Annotated in this window: 20 protein-coding genes and 1 tRNA gene; 12 read left to right on the plus strand and 9 right to left on the minus strand. The window is 54.3% G+C overall.

What is annotated here, in order from left to right:
• Positions 1 to 57: 57 nt before the first annotated feature.
• Both BUC40_RS08060 and BUC40_RS08065 read right to left on the minus strand, forming a co-directional pair.
• Positions 58 to 345 carry a hypothetical protein gene (locus BUC40_RS08060; protein ID WP_083593403.1) on the minus strand — a complete coding sequence of 96 codons (288 nt, stop codon included), beginning with the start codon at positions 343 to 345 and terminating at the stop codon, positions 58 to 60.
• An 82-nt stretch (positions 346 to 427) separates the two neighbouring features.
• A complete protein-coding gene (locus BUC40_RS08065) occupies positions 428 to 2,203 on the minus strand; it encodes a S8/S53 family peptidase (protein ID WP_073264419.1) in 1,776 nt (591 codons plus the stop codon).
• A 152-nt stretch (positions 2,204 to 2,355) separates the two neighbouring features.
• On the opposite strand from BUC40_RS08065, the gene BUC40_RS08070 reads away from it, so the two are divergent.
• Positions 2,356 to 2,763 carry a transcriptional regulator gene (locus BUC40_RS08070; protein ID WP_073264422.1) on the plus strand — a complete coding sequence of 136 codons (408 nt, stop codon included), beginning with the start codon at positions 2,356 to 2,358 and terminating at the stop codon, positions 2,761 to 2,763.
• Positions 2,764 to 2,851: 88 nt separating this feature from the next.
• Positions 2,852 to 3,571: a substrate-binding periplasmic protein gene (locus BUC40_RS08075; protein WP_073264424.1), complete on the plus strand. Its 720-nt coding sequence runs from the start codon at positions 2,852 to 2,854 to the stop codon at positions 3,569 to 3,571.
• A 9-nt stretch (positions 3,572 to 3,580) separates the two neighbouring features.
• Here BUC40_RS08075 and BUC40_RS08080 read toward each other — a convergent pair whose 3' ends face one another.
• Entirely contained in the window at positions 3,581 to 5,794 is a 2,214-nt protein-coding gene (locus BUC40_RS08080) for an LTA synthase family protein (RefSeq protein ID WP_073264426.1), read from the minus strand.
• Positions 5,795 to 6,034: 240 nt separating this feature from the next.
• Positions 6,035 to 6,226 carry a hypothetical protein gene (locus BUC40_RS08085; protein WP_208605756.1) on the minus strand — a complete coding sequence of 64 codons (192 nt, stop codon included), beginning with the start codon at positions 6,224 to 6,226 and terminating at the stop codon, positions 6,035 to 6,037.
• A gap of 165 nt (positions 6,227 to 6,391) precedes the next feature.
• On the opposite strand from BUC40_RS08085, the gene BUC40_RS08090 reads away from it, so the two are divergent.
• From BUC40_RS08090 to trfA, 6 genes are all read left to right on the plus strand, one after another.
• A complete protein-coding gene (locus BUC40_RS08090) occupies positions 6,392 to 7,231 on the plus strand; it encodes a CvfB family protein (RefSeq protein ID WP_073264428.1) in 840 nt (279 codons plus the stop codon).
• A gap of 67 nt (positions 7,232 to 7,298) precedes the next feature.
• Positions 7,299 to 7,374: transfer RNA gene (locus BUC40_RS08095), tRNA-Thr, on the plus strand.
• 165 nt (positions 7,375 to 7,539) lie between these two features.
• A complete protein-coding gene (locus BUC40_RS08100) occupies positions 7,540 to 8,757 on the plus strand; it encodes a phage integrase central domain-containing protein (protein ID WP_073264430.1) in 1,218 nt (405 codons plus the stop codon).
• The gene (locus BUC40_RS08105; protein ID WP_139272137.1) at positions 8,754 to 9,476 is read left to right on the plus strand and encodes a hypothetical protein; all 723 of its coding nucleotides are present in this window, start codon (positions 8,754 to 8,756) and stop codon (positions 9,474 to 9,476) included. The genes BUC40_RS08100 and BUC40_RS08105 overlap by 4 nt, the downstream gene beginning before the upstream one ends.
• A 114-nt stretch (positions 9,477 to 9,590) precedes the next feature.
• A complete protein-coding gene (locus BUC40_RS08110) occupies positions 9,591 to 9,803 on the plus strand; it encodes a helix-turn-helix transcriptional regulator (RefSeq protein ID WP_073264435.1) in 213 nt (70 codons plus the stop codon).
• Positions 9,804 to 9,817: 14 nt separating this feature from the next.
• Positions 9,818 to 10,684, plus strand: a complete 867-nt coding sequence (gene trfA / locus BUC40_RS08115; protein WP_244160621.1) for a plasmid replication initiator TrfA — start codon at positions 9,818 to 9,820, stop codon at positions 10,682 to 10,684.
• 189 nt (positions 10,685 to 10,873) lie between these two features.
• Here the strand turns inward: trfA and BUC40_RS08120 are convergent, their stop codons facing one another.
• Together BUC40_RS08120 and BUC40_RS08130 are read right to left on the minus strand one after the other, a co-directional pair.
• Positions 10,874 to 11,227, minus strand: coding sequence for a hypothetical protein (locus tag BUC40_RS08120; RefSeq protein WP_073264439.1), 354 nt, complete (start codon positions 11,225 to 11,227; stop codon positions 10,874 to 10,876).
• A gap of 885 nt (positions 11,228 to 12,112) precedes the next feature.
• The gene (locus tag BUC40_RS08130; RefSeq protein WP_073264443.1) at positions 12,113 to 12,355 is read right to left on the minus strand and encodes a hypothetical protein; all 243 of its coding nucleotides are present in this window, start codon (positions 12,353 to 12,355) and stop codon (positions 12,113 to 12,115) included.
• 616 nt (positions 12,356 to 12,971) lie between these two features.
• Between BUC40_RS08130 and BUC40_RS08135 the strand changes: the two genes are divergently transcribed.
• The 4 genes from BUC40_RS08135 (at position 12,972) to BUC40_RS08150 (ending at position 17,085) form a co-directional block, all read left to right on the plus strand.
• On the plus strand, positions 12,972 to 13,289 hold the full coding sequence (locus BUC40_RS08135) for a hypothetical protein (protein ID WP_073264445.1): 318 nt from the start codon (positions 12,972 to 12,974) through the stop codon (positions 13,287 to 13,289).
• Positions 13,286 to 15,232 (plus strand): hypothetical protein, encoded by a 1,947-nt coding sequence (locus BUC40_RS08140; RefSeq protein WP_073264447.1) that lies wholly within the window; start codon positions 13,286 to 13,288, stop codon positions 15,230 to 15,232. The genes BUC40_RS08135 and BUC40_RS08140 overlap by 4 nt, the downstream gene beginning before the upstream one ends.
• A 569-nt stretch (positions 15,233 to 15,801) precedes the next feature.
• Complete coding sequence (locus tag BUC40_RS22870) at positions 15,802 to 15,963, plus strand: hypothetical protein (protein ID WP_167369141.1); 162 nt, start codon at positions 15,802 to 15,804, stop codon at positions 15,961 to 15,963.
• A 303-nt stretch (positions 15,964 to 16,266) separates the two neighbouring features.
• The gene (locus tag BUC40_RS08150) at positions 16,267 to 17,085 is read left to right on the plus strand and encodes a hypothetical protein (protein ID WP_073264452.1); all 819 of its coding nucleotides are present in this window, start codon (positions 16,267 to 16,269) and stop codon (positions 17,083 to 17,085) included.
• A 520-nt stretch (positions 17,086 to 17,605) separates the two neighbouring features.
• Here the strand turns inward: BUC40_RS08150 and BUC40_RS08155 are convergent.
• The 3 genes from BUC40_RS08155 to BUC40_RS08165 are packed head-to-tail and all read right to left on the minus strand — an operon-like array spanning position 17,606 to position 20,884.
• On the minus strand, positions 17,606 to 18,346 hold the full coding sequence (locus tag BUC40_RS08155) for a retron system putative HNH endonuclease (protein WP_073264454.1): 741 nt from the start codon (positions 18,344 to 18,346) through the stop codon (positions 17,606 to 17,608).
• Complete coding sequence (ptuA, locus tag BUC40_RS08160) at positions 18,343 to 19,959, minus strand: retron Ec78 anti-phage system effector ATPase PtuA (protein ID WP_073264456.1); 1,617 nt, start codon at positions 19,957 to 19,959, stop codon at positions 18,343 to 18,345. The genes BUC40_RS08155 and ptuA overlap by 4 nt, the downstream gene beginning before the upstream one ends.
• A complete protein-coding gene (locus BUC40_RS08165) occupies positions 19,952 to 20,884 on the minus strand; it encodes a retron St85 family RNA-directed DNA polymerase (protein WP_073265166.1) in 933 nt (310 codons plus the stop codon). The genes ptuA and BUC40_RS08165 overlap by 8 nt, the downstream gene beginning before the upstream one ends.
• Positions 20,885 to 21,187: the final 303 nt, after the last annotated feature.

Raw genomic sequence — 21,187 nt, forward strand, 5'->3', positions numbered from 1 at the left:
TCCGCCATTTAGCTGCCAAAATCGACGAACCTATACTGAAAGATCGTGAACAGGTTCTTAGTCCATCTGTTCCTCCACCTCGCCACCAATCTCTTCCAGCTCGCGCAGGCGCTGATCGTAAGCGTCGCAGTCGGTAGCCTGCTGCCCTGGCGCCTCGGGCTTCATGTCCTTGAGTTCCTGACGCAGCAACGCGGCTCGCTCCGGGTCACGTTGAGTAATCTCATCCACCTTGGCCGCCAGCTCTTGCGCTTTGGCAGTGGCTTCATCGGCGGTGCAGGCCTGTGCCTGGGCCATGCCATACAGTGCGAAGGCCAGACCACAGAGTGGTGCGACTAGCTTGATCATGCTCAATTCCTCAGGCTTGGCAGGGTCATGTGTGAGGTTGAGTGCCTGCCAGGCTTGAAGGTTCAGGCTTTCGCCCGGTGCGTCATTTCCTCTGGTCCAGGCTCCTGACGGTCAGATCCAGCGCCTTTTGCATGTCCAGTCGCGCCGAGCGGCCGATGTCCTTGTCGTTCATGTCGAAGCCGCGTTCGGACGGCAGGATCGGCGCAGTCAGGTCGTCGGCGTCGGTGGGCTCGAAGTCGAACTCCTCACCGATGGTCATGGCGCTGCGGCGCAGCAGCATACGCAGCTGGTCGGGGTGCAGATCCGGGTTGATCGACATCAGCGAGGCCACCACGCCGGCCACCAATGGCGTGGCATAGGACGTACCGCAGTGCACGCTGCCTTGCTGATTCTCCTCGGCGGTGGAGGCACGCACGCAGGCCGCTGCAGTGATGTCCACGCGGGTATCGACGTTCGAGGAGCTGCGCCGTTTGACGTAGGCCGGGTCGTCTACAGCTACGTCCTTGCGCTCGCTGCGCTGATGGCCGCCGACCACGAACAGTTGCTCGGTGACGAACGAGGAGGGCAGACGGTAATCGTCGGCGCCGGAGAACGATGCGCCGTTGCCAGCCGAGTTGACCACCACTACGTCCGGGTGCTCACGGCGCAGCCACAGGAAGAACTCTTCCAGTAGTTCCTCGTAGCCGCTCATTGCGATGCCGGAGCGCACCAGCGAGTCGATTTCGTCGCCGTGAATATTCTTCGCGCCGATACGGTGAATGCCCCAGCTCCAGTTCAGCACCCGCACCCCATCCTCGACCAGATTGACCGAGGCGGCGATGTTGGCAGTGATGCCAGCGTCGGAGTTGCGGTCGACGATCACTTCGAAGCCCGGGCCGGCGCCATCGAGGCCGCGCAGGAAACCGGTATTGCCGCCATCGTCCCAGCGCGCGGCGAGGATGCCGGCCACGGTGGAACCGTGACCATCCGGTTTGTCGGCGTCGCGGCTGTACAGCCGGGTGTGCGGGGTGTGCCCGTCACGGTCGGCGGCGCCCAGGTAATCCTTGAAGTCCGGCGCGTCGAAGTCGACGTTACGTTCGATCAGGCCGATGCGTACCGGCTTTGTGGCGATGGGCGAGCGTTTGGACGGGATGCGCCGCTGGTAATAGTTGACCGCATCGACGAAGCGATTGGCGGCCCATTCTTCCTCGTCCAGATGTGCGTCCTTCGTCTCGCCCGATTGCGCTTCCTGTTCTTCTGCGGATGACTCCTCGATCACCACGGCGTCGACGCTCAGCTCGCTGCCCAGGCGCAGCACCATGGCGTCGCGCTGGATCAAATCTTTGGCCGGCAGCCGTAGCTGGTAGGTATTGAGCGGCGCTATCACGCCGACCACCTCGGCGCCGTATTTCTTGGCCAGGGCCTTGGCTGTATCGAGGCCGTTGGCGTCTTCCTCGATAACCACGCTGACCAGGTCGACGTAGGTATTGAGGCCATCCATGTTCTTTGCCACTTCTCCGGGCTTGGCCGCCAGCACGTGGCTGCCGGCCATCGACAGCCACACCGGGTTGCTTTCCTGGTCGCCCTGTTTCAGCCACAGCGGGCCGCTTTTGTAGCGCAGGGTGTCCAGGGTGACGCGCAGCCCATCGCGGCGGTTCACTGCGCTGGCGGGCAACGATTTGCCATCGAGCAACACCTGCAGCTCGCCTTCGGCCATGCCGCGGGTATCCAGACAGAACGTCTGGCGATCGGTGTCGAGAACATTCTCGCAGCGATACAGGTGCTTGAGCCGCAGCGGTTCTGCCGCCAATACCGACGGCGCTATAGCCGCCACGAGCAAGGCGCTGAAAAGCGGGCGCAGCGTTGGCCGACAGGGCATGGCGGAATCCTTTGTGCGGGGGGATGCGCCTCAGACTGGCGCCGCTGGGCTTGGTTCAGGCTGCGTTCGGCAGATAGCTCGAACCTTGCCGGCGGCATCGGCGTCACACCCTCACGGGTGCCGCTGGCACCGACAAGATGGGAGACGCTGCTATGACGACTCACGATCACACCCACAACTGGGACCTTATCGAGCGTTTGCTCCACGAGGTGCAGAACGGCGCCGGCCAGCCATTCGTGCCACGGCGCTGCGCCGAAGAACTAGCCGAGGCGCTGCAACAGGCCGGTCAGCCGGTCGATAATCTCGATTCGCTGAAGGCTCAAGCCGATGGATACGAGGCCACACTGCTGGAGGGCGGCTTTATCGCGCCGCGACCGGAAGAAGAAGGCGGCAATGGCGAGAACTTTGTGCTCACCCCACGTGGCGCCCAGCTGTTGAGCATGATCGACAGCACCTTTCCCGGCGAAGAGCACCCACGCGAGGTGCTTGACCGTCATGGCCTGTCGGCGCTCGAGCCAGAGGTGTTCGATACGCTGGCGCCGCGGGCAACGCTGGTCTGATACCCGCCTGCGCCCTGGCCGCGTAAACTGTGCTTTCATGACCTGTCCAGGTTATAGGTACAGTCTGCGCAGCGAGGGTGAGTGTGGGATGAAGTGGTGGGCAATCGGACTGCTGCTGTTGGCGATCAATGCCACGGCTGACGAGCTAAGGATCGGCTTTGGCACGCACAAACCGCCGTATATTTTTCAGGGTGAAAGGCGCGGGCTCGAGTACGACATCGTGGTGGCTGCCGCTCGTGCCGGTGGCATGGAAGTCATTCCCTCCTATGCTCCTGTAGAACGTTTGCACCGCGAGTACAGCCGTGGCGAGCTCGACGGCATCGCCAGTACGCGCTTGGAAGGCGGCGTGAATAGTTTCTACACCCAGCCTTACATCAATTATCAGCACGTGGCTTTGGCGCTCAGCGCCCGGCATTACCGTATTGAACGTATTTCTGACCTGGGCAATTACTCCGTGCGCGCTTTCCAGCGGGCGCGTGTGGTTCTCGGCGAAGAATTCCAGCGCATGGCCGAGGCCAACCCGCGGTATCACGAGGAAGCTCAGGAGATCGCTCGTAACCGCCTGCTTTACAGCGGCCGGGTAGACGTGGTGATCGGCGACAGGCGGATCCTGCGCTATTTCAACCGTGAGGTGTATCGCCAGGTGGATGTCAGCCAGCCGGTCACCGAATACCCGCTGTTTGCGCCGACCGCATACCAGTTGGGGATGCGTGATCAGTCGGCGCGTGATCGCTTCGATCAGGGCCTCGCCGACATCATTGCCAGCGGCGAGTACCAGGAAATCGAGCGACGCTATGCGATGTATTGAGCCGGCCCGTTACCGTGTCAGCTCTTCGGTTTCCTCGTCGGCCTGAACGGCCACCATCTCGCTTTCGATTGGCCGCGTTTCGACACTGAAGTCGGTGATTTCGATAGAGCCTTTGCCTTCGCCAATCAGGTGGAAGGAAAACGCCTTGCGCGTATCCAGGTTGTCGAAGGCGAAGCTCACCTCTACCGGCTGGCCCTTCTTGAGCCGCGGTATCTCCGGCATGTTGATCAGCACGTCGCGGTCGAATTCCTTGGTCTTCAGGCGCAGCGTGGCGCCGGCCTCGCTCATGTTCAGGGCGTTGATCTTCAAGGTGACGCGGGTCTGGGTGCCTTTCGGTAGCTCCAGATACTGGGCGCCGATCAGGTTGTCTGCCCAGTCATCGCTGGGGTTTTGGCTCAAGCGAATGCGTTCGTTGCTGGCGAACTGCAGCACCTGATTGCCCTGGCCATCGGTCAACGAGCGATCCAGCAGCTCGGCCCGCAGGCTCACCTGGCGCGCAGGTTTGCCACTGAGGCGACCAAGGTAGTCGGCATGCTCGGCGATAAAGCCCGGGCTGGCGTAGCGCCGGCAAACCTGCTGGAAGTTGCACTCGGTCAACGTGCCCTTGCCATCATGCTCACGCAGCAGGCCGTTGGTGTAGGAGATGATCTCGCGGCCGTGGCTGTAGTCACGCAGCATCGAGCGCCCGGCGATGTCTGCCGGAATCGGCAGGCTCAGGTAATCGAGAATCGAAGCGGTCAGGTCGATATGCCCGTAAACGCCGCTCTTGCGCGCCGGCAACTGAGGCTGCTCCGGGGCCAGCATGAGGTTGAAGCCCCAGGCCGATGCCAGGCGCACGTTCTCGATGCCGTGGGATTCGTCCGAGGTCACCACCACCAACGTGTCGTCGAGCACGCCGCGTTTTTGCAGCCCGTCGAGAAAGTCGCCAACGGCATCGTCCAGGTAAGCGATGGCAGCCTGCTTGGCACTGGCATGGCGTTCCAGATAGTCGGCCGGGGCGGAGTAGGGCTGGTGGGTGCCAACGGTCAGCAGAGTCAGCATCCATGGCGCCTTGCTCTTGCGCAGGCTATCGACGTAGGTCAGCGCACCCTCGAAATAGGACTTGTCGTCCATGCCCCAGGCGAAGTCCAGGTACGGCGTGTTTCGAAACCAGTCGCGGCCCAGGGTCTTGTCGAAGCCCATGCGCGGCATGATCTGGTCCTTGGCCATGAAGCGCAGCCCAGCACCCTGCAAAAAGTGCGTGCTGAAGCCATTCTCGCGCAGCTGCGCTGGCAGGCACTGTGAGCTACGTTCGGCATTGCCGAGCAGCTCGATGCCCTTTGGGGTTCCCGAGCCCAGCTTGTCGTAATCGCCGCAGAGCATCGCGTACAGCCCGCGGATGGTCTGGTGAGCGTGCAGCACGTAATCGGTGGTCAGCATGCCGCGCTCGGCCCAGGCGCTCAGGCGTGGCATCAGATCGTCCTGATAGCTGCTACCGATTGCCTGCCGGCTGGCGCTGATATACGCACCGGGAATGCCTTCCAGGGTGATGATCAGCACGTTGCGGGCGCGGCCCGGTTCGGCCAGCAGCGGCGTGCCGTCCATGTCCAGGCGAGTCAGACCTGTGACATCGGGCGGGCTGTTGGGCTGGCCTCGGCTCATCCAGTCGTCGACACCCAGCCTGGCGAGGCTGAGGCCTTCGGCGAGCCACTTGTGTGGCAGATTGAACTGCACCCACTGGTCGGCTTCGCTGGGGCTGCGGTACTGGTAGACGGCGTGTGCCGCGAGCAGGCCGAGCGGTGCCAGTAACCAGGCGACCGAAGGCTTGCGCTGGCGCGATCCGCGCACTAACAGCAGGACGAAAAATGCCAGCGCGGCGAGGATGGACGCGCCAGCCAGCCAGGGATGAGTCAGCCCGCCGCCCTGGGTGGAGTGACTGAGAAACTGTGCATCGGTGAGGTAGTGCAGGTCGGCTGGTTCAGGCATGCGGCCCACGGCGCTCACCAGTTCAACAGTGCCCAAGTTGAGCACGACCCAAAGCAGCGTCAGCGGTATGCCAAGCAGCAAACGGCGGCGCAGCGACAACAAGAGCAACAGGCTGCCAATGGCCAGATCCGAGAGGTAACCGAAGGGGTGTGACCAGCCCAACGAGTAACGGCTGAGCAGTGGCAATGCAATGAACAGGACCGCCAGTACGGACACGATGCTGGCCGGTCGCTGCAGCCAGGGGCCGAGAGAACGCACGAATCTTCCTTAAATCGATGGGCAACGAACGACGGTTTCAGCAAACATGCAGGCGGCTATCCATCAGCGCCGGTGCTGAAACGCGAGTGACATTATTTTGAAATATGCGTGTGCTCACCGCTAGCAACAAACGATGAAGTCGTGAATTAAGTCGTTCAAATCATTGCCCGGACGGGCGAGGGGAGGAGCTGCCGACCTGGCGCCTACTGTCAGGCGCTGCAGGTCGATACAGACAACAAATTACTTTTTGGCGATGGTGATGTGACGGCTGGCAGGGCCGTTGGTCTGGCCACTCACGCCCTTGGCAATTTCTTGAATCTTGCCGCCGGACTTGAGGAACGCCGCTACTTGAGCGTCGATCGATTCGCTGGTTTCTACCGCTGGGGCGGGCTTGGCTTTGCTCTGGGATGCTTTGACGCGCATGACGGCCATATTACCTACTCGAGTAATCAAGATGGCCGCGTATTGTAACACCGCGGCGCGCTCAACTGTTCACTCATTGACCAGTGGGCAAAACGCCGGTGCGGTAGGCGCTGCAAAGGCGAGTTTCGTTGCGGAGTCGGGTACAATGCCGGCCTGAAAATGAGGGTAGGCACCATGGCTGTTATCGGACGTATGAATTCCTTGCAGGTCGTCAAGCACACCGACTTCGGTCTGTATCTGGACGGCGGGGCGGATGGCGAGATTCTGTTACCCAAGCGCTACATCCCCAAGGAGACGCCGAGTGAGGTGGAAGACTGGCTGAACGTCTTCGTTTACCTCGACAGCGAAGACAAGCTGATCGCCACCACCGAAAAGCCCAAGGTGCAAGTTGGCGAGTTCGCCAGCCTGAAGGTCGTCGATATCAATCGTGTTGGCCTGTTCCTCGACTGGGGCTTGCCCAAGGACCTGCTGCTGCCGCATTCGGAAGAAAAGCGCCCGCTGCAGATCGGTGATTATTGCGTGGTGCACGTCTTCGTCGACAAGCGCAGCCGGCGTATTACCGCGACCGCGCGCCTGGACCGCTACCTGGACAAGGTGCCGGCCACTTACAAGTCAGGCGAAGAAGTCGACCTGCTGGTGGTCGAGCCGACCGACATGGGGTTCAAGGCGATCATCAACGGCAAGCACTGGGGCCTGATCCATAAGAACGAAGTGATCGGTTTTATGCGCCCAGGTATCCGCCAGCCCGGCTTCATCAAGGAAATGCGCAGCGACGGCAAGATCAGCCTCAGCCTGCAACCGATCGGCCAGCAGGTTAGCGAGGGCCTCAGCGAGCAGATTCTGCAGCGCCTGCGTGAAAGCGGCGGCATGCTGGAGTTGAGCGACAAGAGCACGCCCGAGCGCATCAGCGCGATGTTCCGGGTCAGTAAGGGCAACTTCAAGAAAGCCATTGGCGGCCTCTACAAGCAGGGCCTGATCCATATTCATGACGACCGCATCGAACTGGTGAAGTAAGCCCGCTCCCGTTGGCGAAGAAAGCGCTTGAGTGGCGTGCGGCGCTTGCCAATAATGCGGGCGTCCCGCCGGTGTAGCTCAGTCGGTAGAGCAGCGCACTCGTAACGCGAAGGTCGTAGGTTCGATTCCTATCTCCGGCACCATAAAATAGATTCATGCAGTGCCAAGCGGTTGCATGATTCCCCAGGAGGCCCGCCTAGTGCGGGCTTCTTGTTTCATGTGGTGCCACCCGGTCTCATCCAGGCGCTTGTGTTCTGAGTACCTGTCCGAGTACCTTTAGATTGTTCAATAATCTATGGGTACTCAATATGCCGTTGACGGCTCTGCAGGTGAAGAATGCTGCACCACGTGAAGCGGACTATGGGCTTGCCGATGGAAGCGGTCTGTTCCTCTGGATTCGCGCCGCGGGCGGCAAATCGTGGCGCTTTCGATTCCGCCTGGATGGCAAGCAGTCGCATATTTCCCTTGGCACCATCGACAAGGTGACGCTCGCGCAGGCGAGACAGCTTGCTTCTGACGCTCGCCAGCTTGTGGCGCAGGGGCGGCACCCTGGGCTTGAGCGGAAGGTTGCACGTGCCCAAGCGGCGATCTCACGTGCTAATACGTTCAAAAGCCTTGCGCTCGAGTGGCATCAGCATAAGTCGCAGCGATGGTCGGTCGGTTATGCCGGTGACGTGATGGAGGCTTTCGAGCTGGACATTTTTCCCCAGGTGGGGAATCTGCCGCTCACCGACATCAAGCCCATGCACTGGCTGCAAGTTTTCCGTCGCATCGAGGCGCGCGGGGCTCTGGAGAAGCTGCGCAAGGTCCGGCAACGCTGCCAAGAGGTTTACCGTTTCGCGATTGCCACTGGCCGGGCTGAGTACAACCCAATCGCAGATATCGGGGGAGCACTCCAGACTCCCACGTCCCGACATTACCCCTTCTTACCAATTGCAGAGCTCCCAGAGCTGATCCGTGACTTTCAGGCGTGTCCTGGGCATGACGTGGTGAAAATCGCTACTCGTCTGCTGATCCTGACAGGTGTACGTACAGCTGAGCTGAGAGGAGCGCCGTGGTCGGAGTTTGATCTTGATAATGCTCTTTGGCAGATCCCTGCTTCACGTATGAAGATGCGTCGCCCCCATTTAGTCCCTCTTTCAACGCAAGCAGTGGCCGCACTTCGTGAGCTGGAAGATATTACTGGTGGCTATACGCTCGCTTTTCCTGGCCGCAACGATCCGGCCAAGCCCATGAGCGAGGCTGCTATCAATCAATTGCTGAAGCGTTCCGGCTACGACGGCCGCGCCACAGGCCATGGGTTCCGCCATACGATGTCCACCACTTTGCATGAGCAGGGCTATCCCAGCGAATGGGTTGAAACCCAGTTGGCGCATGTGGACAAGAACAGTATTCGCGGCACCTATAACCATGCTCAGTACCTGGATGGGAGGCGAGAGATGATTCAGTGGTATGCCGGTCACTTGGAAGCTTTGTCATGCGGCGGAGCCGGAGTCTCCAAAGCACTGGGGGAGGCAGTCGCATGAGTAATGATGTAATGCGCCTTTCTGATTTGGTGTCGGAGTACGCTCGCTTCTATAGGGTCAGTCTTCATGATGCTGCCTATGCGTTGCATGAGCTATTTATTGAGCTGAACTTTAATTATCAATCTAAACAGCCGCATGAAGCTATTTCCGATCAAGTTATTTGGGTAGGAAGGGTAGGGAGCACTACGCGCTCGCTCAAGCCATATAAGCTATATTTCTCAGTGCTTGCTGAGTACTTTAATAGCTTGATTGGTTTAAGTGTTGAATCCGAGCCTAGGTTTGTGCGATGTCTCTATGTTGGTGAGCCCTATGAGAGTAAGGATATTATGCCTAGCATGGTGTATTTATCTAAAACTCTACTTGGAGAGCTTATCCATGAGACCGTCAATGAATCCCTTGGCTTCCTCTTCAATGAAGATTCTGCGAAAAATCCGTGCATGTCTAGTGAAAAGGAAACTAAAGCCTTCCAAGGCAAGGAACTAGTTTCGATTCAGGGGCTCGCACGCGGACTTATAGAAATGATTATCGAGGTCGATAAAGCCCATCGTGGTCTTTCGAAAAAAACAAATCCGGCGGCCATTTTGCTCGCTGCTTCTCAGCTTGATCTAAATAAGAGACCTTCAAAGTGGCGCGCGGCTCTTAATGATCTAGCTGCCGCAGCAGAGGTCGAGGATTTCCGGGGCAACCGCCGAACGCTTGAAAAGTATGTTGGTGACTAGGACTCAACATCTCAATTTGGGTATTTCCTAGATTTTTGGCAATTGCCAGAAAGCCCTTGAAGAGTGCCATTTAATCCATAGCCATCTAATCCGGTTCTAAGGAGACCCGTCCTGATGGCTAGTCAAACTCTCTCACCTCTATTGCTCCGTTTGCCTGGCGTATGTGCTCTGGTAGGGCTCAGTAAGAGCCAGATATATCGGTTGATCCGGGCTGGAGAATTTCCTGCTGGTATCTCCCTAGGTGCGAACTCAGTGGCGTGGCCCACCGAGCAAGTCCGTGCCTGGGTGGCAGAAAAGATCAGCGCATCTGCTCCTCAACAACCATGACTGTAAATGCCTCAATGGCTAGCCTGATGGCCCGGGTGGAGGAAAACAGGAAACGGTCTGTCGCACAGCATAAAGAGGGTAAGGTCGAGGAGGAGGTTGTCTCACTGCCTAACTGGTCTGATTCCGTACGTCGTGTTCCTAATTTCGCTCTTCGATCAGCGCTCTTTGGTGCAGTTGCAAAGGGGTATAGACCATATGTTGAGCAGGTAGAAATAAACTCTTTAGGTGGCATCAGTATTTTTTATACAGGAGCGCTACTCGATCAAGGTGATCTGGATGTTTGGGAGGCTGTATTGCATATGGCGAGAATGCAGGAGTTGGGCTCGGAGTGCAGAGTGACAGCGTATCGACTTTTAAAAGTCTTAGGCAAAACAGATACGGGGAAAAATCGAAAAATCTTAGATAAGCATGTCAGTAGGCTTAAGGCTACTGCATTGCAGGTTAAGGTAGGAAAACATTCATATGAGGGGAGTTTGTTTCATGACGTCTATCGTGCCCAGAATGACCGTAGTGAACGTTTATACGTGATTCGATTGAATCCAAAGCTTTATGTGCTGTTCAACGGGGATCAGTACACCGATGTGAACTGGTCTATTCGCCAAGCATTAAATGGAAAGCCGCTTGCGCAATGGGTGCACGGATTCTATTCGACCCATGCAAGGCCCTATGACCTAAAAGTTGAGACGTTGCATCAGCTATGCGGAAGCCGTGCGGCCTCTTTAACTGACTTCAAAAAGGATCTACGCCGATCCCTCGAGTCTGTCGCGCTGGCAGCGGCAGTTGCAGGGCAGCCGTTTAGTTATTTTCTAGATGGCAACTTGGTTCGTGTCAAAACCACTCCTAGCACTTCACAGCAGCGTCATTTGGCTAGAAAGAGCTGATACCGTTCGCACGCCCCTGGACATACCGTTCCAACGCCCCCGGCTACCGTTCCAGCACCCCGTCAATGCCGTTCTGGCGCTCCCGGCGATACCGTTCTGGCACTCCCTAGAATCGACTACCAAAATAGCTCTCCAGCTCAGTAGCGGTAGGTGGTTCAGAGATTCCAGCTGCAAGGCACTAATCAGTTTTTAATCAATTCTAATCACTGCCGTTGCAGCAATGTCATCGCAACGGGCAAGCGCTGCGTCTCGCTCTTGGTCAGCGATAGAAAGCATCACTCTAAGGTTCTCAATCTCAAAGCGATGATCCGTAGCCACGGCAGCCATCCTGTCGAGATGCTGCTGCTCGATTTCCTCAATTTCTGAGCAATGTTCTTGGCGCAATGCGTTCTGACGAGCCACGCTGGCATCGAGGACGGCAGCAAGCTTTACTCTTGTTTTCCTACCTTCAATTAGTAGCAACACCAGTACACCAATCACAACCAGAAGCGCGCCAGTCCCAAACAGCAAACTGCTATTGATCCAAATGGGGTCAATTTTCAACGTAGATACACCTCAGTGATTTCAGGGCGGAAATGGCCCATTTCCTGCGATACCACCGTCAAGGCCTCCCTTCGCGTGAGGTGGCGCTGCAACATAGCCATTCGTTCCTGGGCATATGTATGCCGTAACCCGTGCGCGCCGTTTGACCAGCCGAGCGCTGACTTGGAAGCGGCGCCCACGCTTTTACTCCAGGGCTGGCCACCTCCAATTCCGTAAAATTGGTGGTAGTTGATGCCACGATCACTAACGATTCGTGGCTCTGCTAGCCGCGTCCGCTCTAGCCGTTGGGCTAGGGGAGTCGGAATTCGCACCTCGCGGACAAGGCCGCCTTTGCCATGGACGGTATAGCTAATCGTCGTCGCACGAGTTCCTAGGAATTTCATTCCATGAGCAGGGCGTTTATCCGGTACACGCTGGTGCGTTCTGCGGAGTCCTAGCAGTTCGTGAGCACGGAGGCCGGCAGCATGTGCGATTTCCGTGGCAAGCGCATTGTGCGGTGCTTGGCGAGATGCGATCGATAGCACTTGCTCGCGGTTATATGCCCTGGACTGATCAGCTAGGCGGCGCCCCTCCGTAGCCGAGCTTTTGATGACCTCAAGCGTTTGACCTGGTAAGAGCTGGTGAGTGACGTGCGTCATCATCGCCTGAAGAGCCTGGCGCTCCATGTCGAGAGTTTTTTGGCCAACCTCTGGTGCACGGCGCTGGAGATAGTCTCGGGCGCGGCTAGCTGTCATCTCTCGGAGGCTACCCAACCGGTGTTCCTGAAGGTAGGCGGTGATTTGTACCAGGCGTTGTTCGTAGTTTCGAACCGTACCGATTGAGCGGATATGTGTACCTTGAAGCCGCTTCATCACAGACGCGGCCTGTTTCGCAGGCTTGGCAAACTTAGCCACTTTGGCGGTTTCGATGTAGCCAGCGATACACGGTTGAGCGTTGTATCCTGATGCCTTTCTCAGCTACCCAGCGTTGCAGCTCGCTGCCATTGCAACCTGCTGAATCGAGCTGTAGAAGCTCGAATTTGTAGTTGTCCAGCAATGAGCGACGCTGAGCGTAGGTTCGGGGTTTTCTCCGAATCCGAGTCTCGGCTTTGAGGCGTGCAGTAATGCTGTGCGCATCGAATTCGCTCATGGGGTTTCTCGATTTCAGTTTCAGTGTAAGAACTCCTGACCGTTGCCGGTTCAGCGACACACCATCCGTAGACTGGTTCGTTGTGCCTATTCGCCCCCCTTCGCATCAGATGCTGGCGGGGACTGTTCACGCCTACTCGGAGCCTCCGAGTCAGTTCCTGATTATCAGCTCAGGTGCAGTTGTCACGTTCTGGGTTATTTCTCTCCTACGGTTAGGGTTGGTGGTTTCCGACGCATAGTCGGCGTTAGGCCGGATACACATGCGATGACGCGGGTGTAGCCGATGGGCGTCTGCTCGCGATGACGCGGGAAGGGCCCACTACCATTGTTCCGCCCCATGAATCACACGGATAGTGGAACTGCCGGGCAGTGCGGTTGGTGCCTGATCAGCTTACGAAAATGGGCATGGGCAAACAACGCAATGCCGCTGCGTTGTATTTGTTGCGCGAAAAGGAGGTCATCAGGCAAGCCCGCTATGTAGAGCGCCGTTGAGGCGCGTTACATAGCGGGCTTGCAGCCGCGTATTCGGCCCCCCTTAGCAAGTGCACTGACTTGGGTGGTGAGTGCACGAGGGCATCAGTAGCCTCTCTCTATTCACAGCAAAGGGGGAGGTTAGGATGATCGGAACAACGATATTTTGCGCAGCACAAAGGCACATGCCGGCGGTCACCAAGTGGCTAGGCTGGGCTGGTTTACTGCTGGGCCCTGTGCTCGGGGTGATGCACGTTACGGCGATGCTTTTGATGCCAACTGCATACGGCCGTCCAGCGCTTGAGCAATACGATGTACTGCAGCGAACGGGGAATCTGCTGGCTGCACCACTCGCTCAGTACCTCATCACAATCGGGTTCGCCCTGTGCCTGCTGTGGTTCTCGGTATGGGGCTTACGCCTCGTGCTGATCGCATACAGTCGCCTCGCGGGGCGTTTCAAATGAGTGCCTCCGCTACACCAGAGGGTTATGCAGGTTTCGGCTGGATTTTTGCGATCTGGGAGGACGTAGGCGTCACGTTGCTGGCGGCAACAGAGCCAATTTTCATTGCGCTCAACAACAGCAGCAGCGGGCTCGTATTCGGTGTGGGGGTTCTTTGGCTGTTCATGATCCTGCTACGAGTCGCTGATGGTGGGATCGCTCGCGGCATTGTGGGCGGGTTTGTGATCTTTTTCATGATGCTGCTGGGGATGAGCCCAGCTGTAGTTCAACTGCCCAGTGGCGTCTCCGTCACGCTCATCGACGCACAGGCCACGACGCTCAGAGCTGCGATGGCCGTGCATAAAATCTACCGCTCTGCGCTCGACGGTGTGCTGAGTGAGCACACCATTGCCGGGTCGATAGTGCCTGCGCAGGCGGCAGTGGACGATATAGCCGCGCGAGGTGCGCAGATTTATCAGGGTACTGATCTCGCGAGGCTCATCCAGGATTACAACGCCAGCTGTGCGCCCGACCGAGCGGAGCTGGTAGGTGCCAATCACGGCTCGAAAATTGAGGCGATGCATGCGGTTGGCCTCATCGGGGGCGGCGGGCTTGGTATTCCAGATGAGCAGATTGGTCTGATAGCTCAAGCACGCGCGGCTGGAGGCGGTATTGCAACCTATATGACCGGATCAAAGAAGGAAAACGGCGGTTGGTTGAATTACCTTCTGGGTGGTGGTGCCGCCAGGCGTGGGCTTGAGCAGGCGCTCGACCTTGGAGCGATTCAGTCACGCCGTGAGGCCGGGATTGCTGCCTTGGAAAGCGCTGGCCCATTCATGGGCGGGCGCTATGCATTGCCAACTAAGACGCATTGGACGGCGCTCTTCTCAGGGCAGCCAGACGCGTCGCCCTCATACCTACCTATCACCCTGATGCCTGGGCAGACGTCGCAGCTGGTCGGTGACGATAACCAAGCCATCATGTTTCAACCCCGCAACTGCGTAGAGGCGTACAGGATTGCTCAGTTGGGGGCCGAGCAGGCCTATCTAGCGCTGGGCGAGGCAGGCGGAACGATTGCAGGAGGGCAGCGAGTAAGCGCTGAGGTAGGTGCCGTGAGTACAGCTGTGGCGTGGCAACGATTCATGGCCCGTTCACTGGAGAGGACGACGGGGCTGTCATCTGAAGGCGCGGCGGTAGGTGCAGGGATTCTCGCTAGTGTTCAGATGGCCAAGGATCTCAGCGGCTGGCTGGATTTGCAGACGCTATTACCGGGATACGTTCTCCTGTCCGCCTGGTTATTCTGGATCGTATTGCTTGCCGCACCTTTAGCACTACTGCTGGCACCGCTGCGAGGTATGGGCGTTCTGGTGAGCTGGGTATCGCTGCTGTTTTTCCCAGTTATTTCGATGCTTTTTGCGCATGCGCTGATCGTCGCTGTTTCTCTGGTCATGGCGTCTGTCGCCATTGGCCAAGCAGCAGCTGCTAGCGGCTGGTCAGGATCGGGAGCAGATTTCGAGGCCGTGCGTGGATTCATGGGCGCAATTGCGGCCATGCTGCTGGCCATCACAACTTGGATAGCATCGAGCCTGACAGGTGTTTCTCTAGGCGGTTTAGCAGGTAGTCTCACTGGCGCAATGGCCACCGCTACCGGGGTTGGCGGCTTCGCTGCACGTGCTGTCGGAACTGTTGTGGCACTCAGCCGACTCGGTGCTTTAGGTGCTGCGGGAGGAAGAGGGCGAGGTCACGGTGGACGGGGTGGTGGTTCGCCATCTCCACGCCCAGTGCCACCTAGTCCGCAAGGTACAAGCGAGGCACCTCGGTACAATTCTGCATCTACCTCCAGCATTCCCAGCAGTGTGGCCAGAGCCTATTGGCCTACTGTGCCTAACCCATCAAAAGGCAATCGGGAAAGTCGAAAACCGCTAGTACCCCCAAAACAATCACCTCCGGACAAACCGCTTGAGTGAGCTGGTGCTGAGTGTTATTCGCTTGAGAATGCGCAGTGCCAGTGATCCTGGTTGATTGATTGGGCGCGTGAGGCTGTGTGTAGGTATCCCGACATCCTCAGCCTCACCAGCCTACCTCTGTGGGTGGCCCTCTGCCCTGTGGCGAGTATAACGGCTAGCCGCTGGTAAGTAATGTTTGGCTGTCAGTTGTCGTCGTCGATACTCATTAGAAATCACACAAAAACCACTGAAAAACCTTCAGCGTAATTTCTGAGATCAACAGGTGATCTCTGGGAATCGTTTTCTTGCCGGCCAGTTTCCATCGCCAGCATTTTTGACATCTTCGCGAATCGTCCTGGTGGCACAGCCGTTCACTGATATCACCGCGCGCTTCGCCGGCGAGTACTCATGCAATCAATGCCGCTCCATCGTCGTTCACTAGATTGCCATGGCGGTTCACTGGCATTCCAAGAAAATGGCCGCGACCGCCCGGAATCCCAGATTGAGAGCTGACGATTTTTTCCCGAGTCTCGATGACACCTACCATTTCACGGTTAGCGTCTGCCCCTCTAATGAATCGGAGGTGTGAGATGAAGCAGTTGATGATGACGATTTTCTTCGCGGGGCTTGGTTTCTGGATTGGCACCCACCGCCTCGTGCCACTGTGGCTCATCGTGGTGATGGGAGGGCTTGGCGTCGTGTGCTGGCTGGTAGCGGAGTGGATGGAGCGCAAAGATAGGCGCGAACCATGATTCGCGCAGACCTGAATGACCTAGTGGTTGTCAGCTGCCTTTTTCCGCGCTGGCAGTGGTCGTTGTCCCCGACTCGAGATGTGCTTGTTGCTAGAGACGGAGTGGTGTTGAGGATTTATTGGATGCCTGTCTTGCTGAGGCTTGATCCGTTACGTGCTGACCTATTCGTTTCTGAGCTAAATGGTCAGCAGGCGGCAGTGATGGCAAAATGACTCTGCGGCATGCCGCTTTGGCCGCTGCCAGACACAAGTGTTCTCTCACGATGCCAGGAATGAGGCGTCATTCATCGAAAGAAAGGATGTTATGCGTATTCTATTAAAGTCAGTTGTTGTCGCGCTTGCCGGCATAGCACTTGTTGCTTGTGCAGATGAGGATTTTACCGGAGCCTATCGCTTTAAGGATTCAAACTTGAAGGGACCGATGGTTCTAAATATTCATGGCGAGGAAGCAGAACTTTTCGGAGACTACGGAAAGGACGGTATCCGGCCTCTTGGGAAAATGCGTGTGTCCGTAAAAGACGGAAAGCTTCTTCTCGATGACGTGAATAGCTCTTTGCGATTAGCCATGAAACGTAATGTCGATGAGCGCAGTCTTGACTGTCTTAATTGTAAAGTGCTCGGCATGAAAACAGATGAGCACGTTTGGCAGTATGACCCTAAAGGGCCATATGACGTTGACGAGTTGCTTAAGGAACAAGCTCGCAAACGTGAAGAGGCAATGAATGCAGAGCTGGAAAGAGTTCGTGATGAGGCAATGGAGCAGGGCCGTCGGAACTCCGAAGCTCCAAAGCTAACGCCTTATGAGGGTGATTGGGTGTATCAGCGCACCTCAAAAACTGATCCGCTAATCATTATGGGTATTTGGCGTGAGAAGCAGATCAGGGTTTGGACGTTCGACTTCGCCAGCTTCAACCCACGTGGGAAGAAAACGCCAGGTTTCGAGGTGGCTGATGCTGGGTTGAGGATTGGAGAAGAGGGTAATGCTCGTGTTTATACCCTCAGCTCAGACAAGAACACATTGACATGTGTGGGCTGCGCAAAGGCTGAGCGCTGGGTTAAGGCCGATCCAAACAAAGACCTCAGTGATCGATATTACGCAAGGAAATTGGCTGGCAACCACTGAGTTGCTCAGTCTATAAGAGCGGGTGCCAAGGTTGTCCTGCTCTTCGTCCGCGAGTTGCGGGTAGTATCTTATAAGTGCAATGCCAGATAGTTACTCGGATAGTACGCAAAAGTAAATATTATTTTTACTTTGAAGGCTGTCCTTCTTCAGGGACTTGTGGTTTCAAGGTGAAATCTCTATTTACTGAAGGAGTAGCTCTTTTATCTTGTTCTTGATTTCGCTGGGATCCTCATGGAAGCTATATTTAGATGCATGCGTTTTGTCAGTGTTGTGTCCTAAATAGCTACCATGGTAAGAAAAATAATTGTTTTCTATTTTACTAGTCTTTGGTTCTGGGCCGCTAAGTAATGAGTGGAGTTTCTGCAACTGTGTCCTGGTAAAGTAAAAGGTAAATTTTTTACTATGGTCAATATCGTAGGTGAGTTCTAGCTTTAGTCTTGGCATAATTAAGTCTCCCAGCTGTCTCGGTCCTATGCTTGTTGAGGCAGTATTCTCTGATAAGTTATTAAACTCGAACTGCTCATTTCAGCTCAGGTGCATCTTGCTGCAAGACATACTCTGCAATCTGACCGAAGAACTGTCGAGTAAGACTAAAGAAGGGGTTCAGTGATTGGTTAATTGGTATTAGATCTATACGGGCTAGACAATATAAGTCCATTTCATCGTTCATATGCCCATCATATAGATTTTCCAATTCATCCCACCATCGGCGACGCTGTGTCAATAAGTATGGGCTGTTAAGGTTTAATAGGGCGAGCGTGTATCTAGCACGCTCATTGTCTACTTCATTTAGACCGGCAGCCGGCACAACTCGACCATCTGATAAATATGCAAAAAAACGGGCGCAGCCGATTTGATGCGGAGAAATAAAGCGTTGCATATCGACAGCATTTTGCTTGCCAGCAGCATGGCCGCCGAAAATTGACTGTGATTGATTGGTTGTCTGATGTGCGTAATTGAACTGTGAAATGTTGTTACTGCTAAATGCACTCGCTGCTAAATTGGTATAGTCAAAAGTCCGTTGTGGGTTTTGATTTTTGTTTTCTACATGCTCAATATGGTATCCGATTTGATGATGGTCCGCACGTAGCTCGCTATAGCAGCACAAATTGTACTGCTCAAATAAAAGGTGCTCAATCACTTTAGCTTTATGTCCAAAGCTTCCCCAGCGACTGGTTGCGTTGCCGCTGGTTTGTGGTGGCGTATTATTTGACTGGTTTAAATGATATCCGCCATCCCCTTGTTTTTGAATATATCTCATTCCTTGAGCGCTCTGTGTCTGCGAATACTGCGCTGCAATCGCAATAGCTGGGGGTGATTTTCGCCGAGAGCAATACGCAAACTCTGCATAAGTTTTTCGGCCTCAGGGCTTTCCTGAAGTCCCTGATCAACAAGCTCCGTCAGTCGCTGCAAGTCTGGTTTTTCTAAAATAGGCGGTTGAGGATCAACCTGCATGACACTATGTAATACGTCGCCGCTGGGCTCGCCATAAGTCGATGCAATAGGTTTCGTTGCGATAATATTACCGCTAGCATCTAGTTCAAGGGTTCGGATGTTTTCTTTGTGTACAGTACTTAGCACTTGCGGGCTGTGCGTTGTAACAATAAATTGAAGGCCAGGGAATGTACGCTGTAGGCCTCCTAGAATTTCTTGTTGCCACTTAGGATGTAAGTGCAGTTCAATCTCGTCAATCACTACTATCCCGTGGCAGTTTAAAGGGTTCTGAGCGTCGGGGTTTAATGTGGCCAGTCGTCTAGCTAGATCTCCGGTTAAAGCAACTAGAGCTTTTTGTCCTTGAGATAGGTGGGTTATATTTATTTCATTGCCGAAGTTTGTTACTAAGAGTTGGACTTTTCCAGTACGTCTTTCGACTCTTAAATTTTTAACATCAGGTACCAAAGATTCGATAGCGAGATTTACGAATTTTAGCTGTCTTTGGTATCCAGCTGAGGGCGTCCGATCCCGTATCCTTTCTAATTCTTCTTTTTTTGATATTAGCTTATGAATGAGAGAGTTTTCAGTTATTTGTTGAGTGCTATTGTCTTCCTCTCTAATTAACATTTCCAAGGTGGCGATTTGCATTTTAATATCGTTGCTTTCTTTGGTTTCTTCTCCTTGTGCTAGGTTGACTAGTTCAATGTAATTTTCTGAGAAATTATCAAGCCTTTCGTTTCCATCTGCAGCATGTCTTACGGCAGTGAATCGATTAATTGCTGTATCGTCGGTTGCTTTTTCTGGCATCTCTTGCTTTAGATTTAGCCATGAGCGCTCAATTGAGTAGAATGCTAAGAGTGGGACAGCTATAGCGGAATTTTTGGCGGTTTTCCTATACATGGAGCCAAACTGTTTTATAAGGTTTACTTCACTTGAGTGGCTTCCTGTAAAGCCACTTACTGTGCGTACAAGGGAAGCATCGAATAAGTTGATTTTGTCGAGTTGAAATTTCCCTATTATCTCGGCAAAATCCAAATTTTTGATATTTATATCGCTAGGCATTATGGGTTTGCCGTTGATGCCGTCTTTCTCTAGGTTGTTATTAAACCATGAGAAAAGTTTTGATATTGCATCTGCTATAGTGGTTTTACCCGCGCCATTGTTTCCGACGATTACGGTTATTTTTTCATCAAAGTCTATGTCTATATTTTGAAAGCGCCGAAAGCCAGAAATTTGTAGTGACTTTAAATGGATGCTCTTGTCTTTGATTGTATTCTCAAGAATTGTGAGAAATTTTTGGGCTTCTTGTTCGTCTTTTGCAACATATTTCCCTTTGCTGAAGTATTCGTGCAGCTGGTGCTGGGCCTCTAATATGCCCTTTTCAGCTTTTTGAGTAAGGAGCTTAATGGTTTTTCTATGATCTTTGTGTTGGTCAGTCATCTCGTCCCTCGACTATCTTATGTATTAGTCCGGTCGAATATTTATTTTCTAATGAGTGTAGGAATAATGGTTCTACATGTTTGGCAAAAGATAGTAGGCCTCTAAGGTGTTGTGTGTCCTCATTGCTCAGCTTTTCTAACATGTAGTGATGTACTAAATGTTTGATGTATCTTTTGCGGTCGCGTCCAAGTGAAAGCTTTTGGTTATTGCTGATTGTAATTCCGGTAACGTGTCTGTTATGACCTGTGGATGAGAACTTTGTCTTTTTCTTGTTTATCCTTATTGCGCTTCCAAATAACGAAAATAGTAAGGTCTCAACAAGGTGCGGAAGTTCAAAAAGGATGTTTTTTCTATTGGTGGAGAAAGTTAAATCGTCTGCGTATCTTGTGTATTTGATCTCTCTTTCCATACATATTTCATAGATAGCGTCGTCGAATTTATACATGAAAAAGTTGGAGATAAGGGGGGAGCTTGGTGCGCCAATGCTTAAAATTAGGCGTCCTCCGATTGTTTTGCTCGGACACCAGAAAAGTAGGTTCTCTAATATTCGTTTATCAGCTTCTGGCGGCATAGGTAGAATGGATTCCCAAACTCTCCAAAACAGATGGTTGCTGATAGAATTGAAAAAATTTTCCAGATCGAGCTTTAGGAGGTAGCGGTTTTTCTTATGTGCGTTAGCGTTGTCTTTAATGCTAAAATTTTTACGATAAGCTATTGCGGAGTTATGTATGGGAAAGTCTTGTAGCTCTAGATATTTGCGCTGATATTCTTTTAGTTCTTTTGAGGGCTGGGCGATGACCCTGTGGCCTGATGTGCGCTTGGGGATTGTGTAAACTTTATATTTTTTGGGTGCATTTTTTAAGAAGATTAAGACTTCCGCCTCGCTTTTCTTAAGTGCTGATGCAAGTTTCTCAATCAGACTCATTGTGGCTTCCATAAAAAAGCCCAAGAGCATCACTCTTGGGCTTAACTCTTTACTAGAGGAAGCGATAGTCTCGCAACCTGATTGAGGAACGAGATCAGGTTGCGAGACTATCGCAACCACAATGTCGTTCAATAACTTAGAGTCTGGCTAAACACCCGACTAGACGGATTCGTCTTAAGCTAAAGAGCTTAGTCATTTTATCGTATTTATTAATTTTCTGCAATCGGTTTGATTTGTGCCAGTAGTTGCTAGCGGGGTAGATACAGGGAAAATCGGTTTTAGCTGCCAGTGGTCGCGGGCCAA

This window comes from Phytopseudomonas punonensis, from assembly GCF_900142655.1.
Taxonomy (GTDB): Bacteria; Pseudomonadota; Gammaproteobacteria; order Pseudomonadales; family Pseudomonadaceae; genus Aquipseudomonas; species Aquipseudomonas punonensis.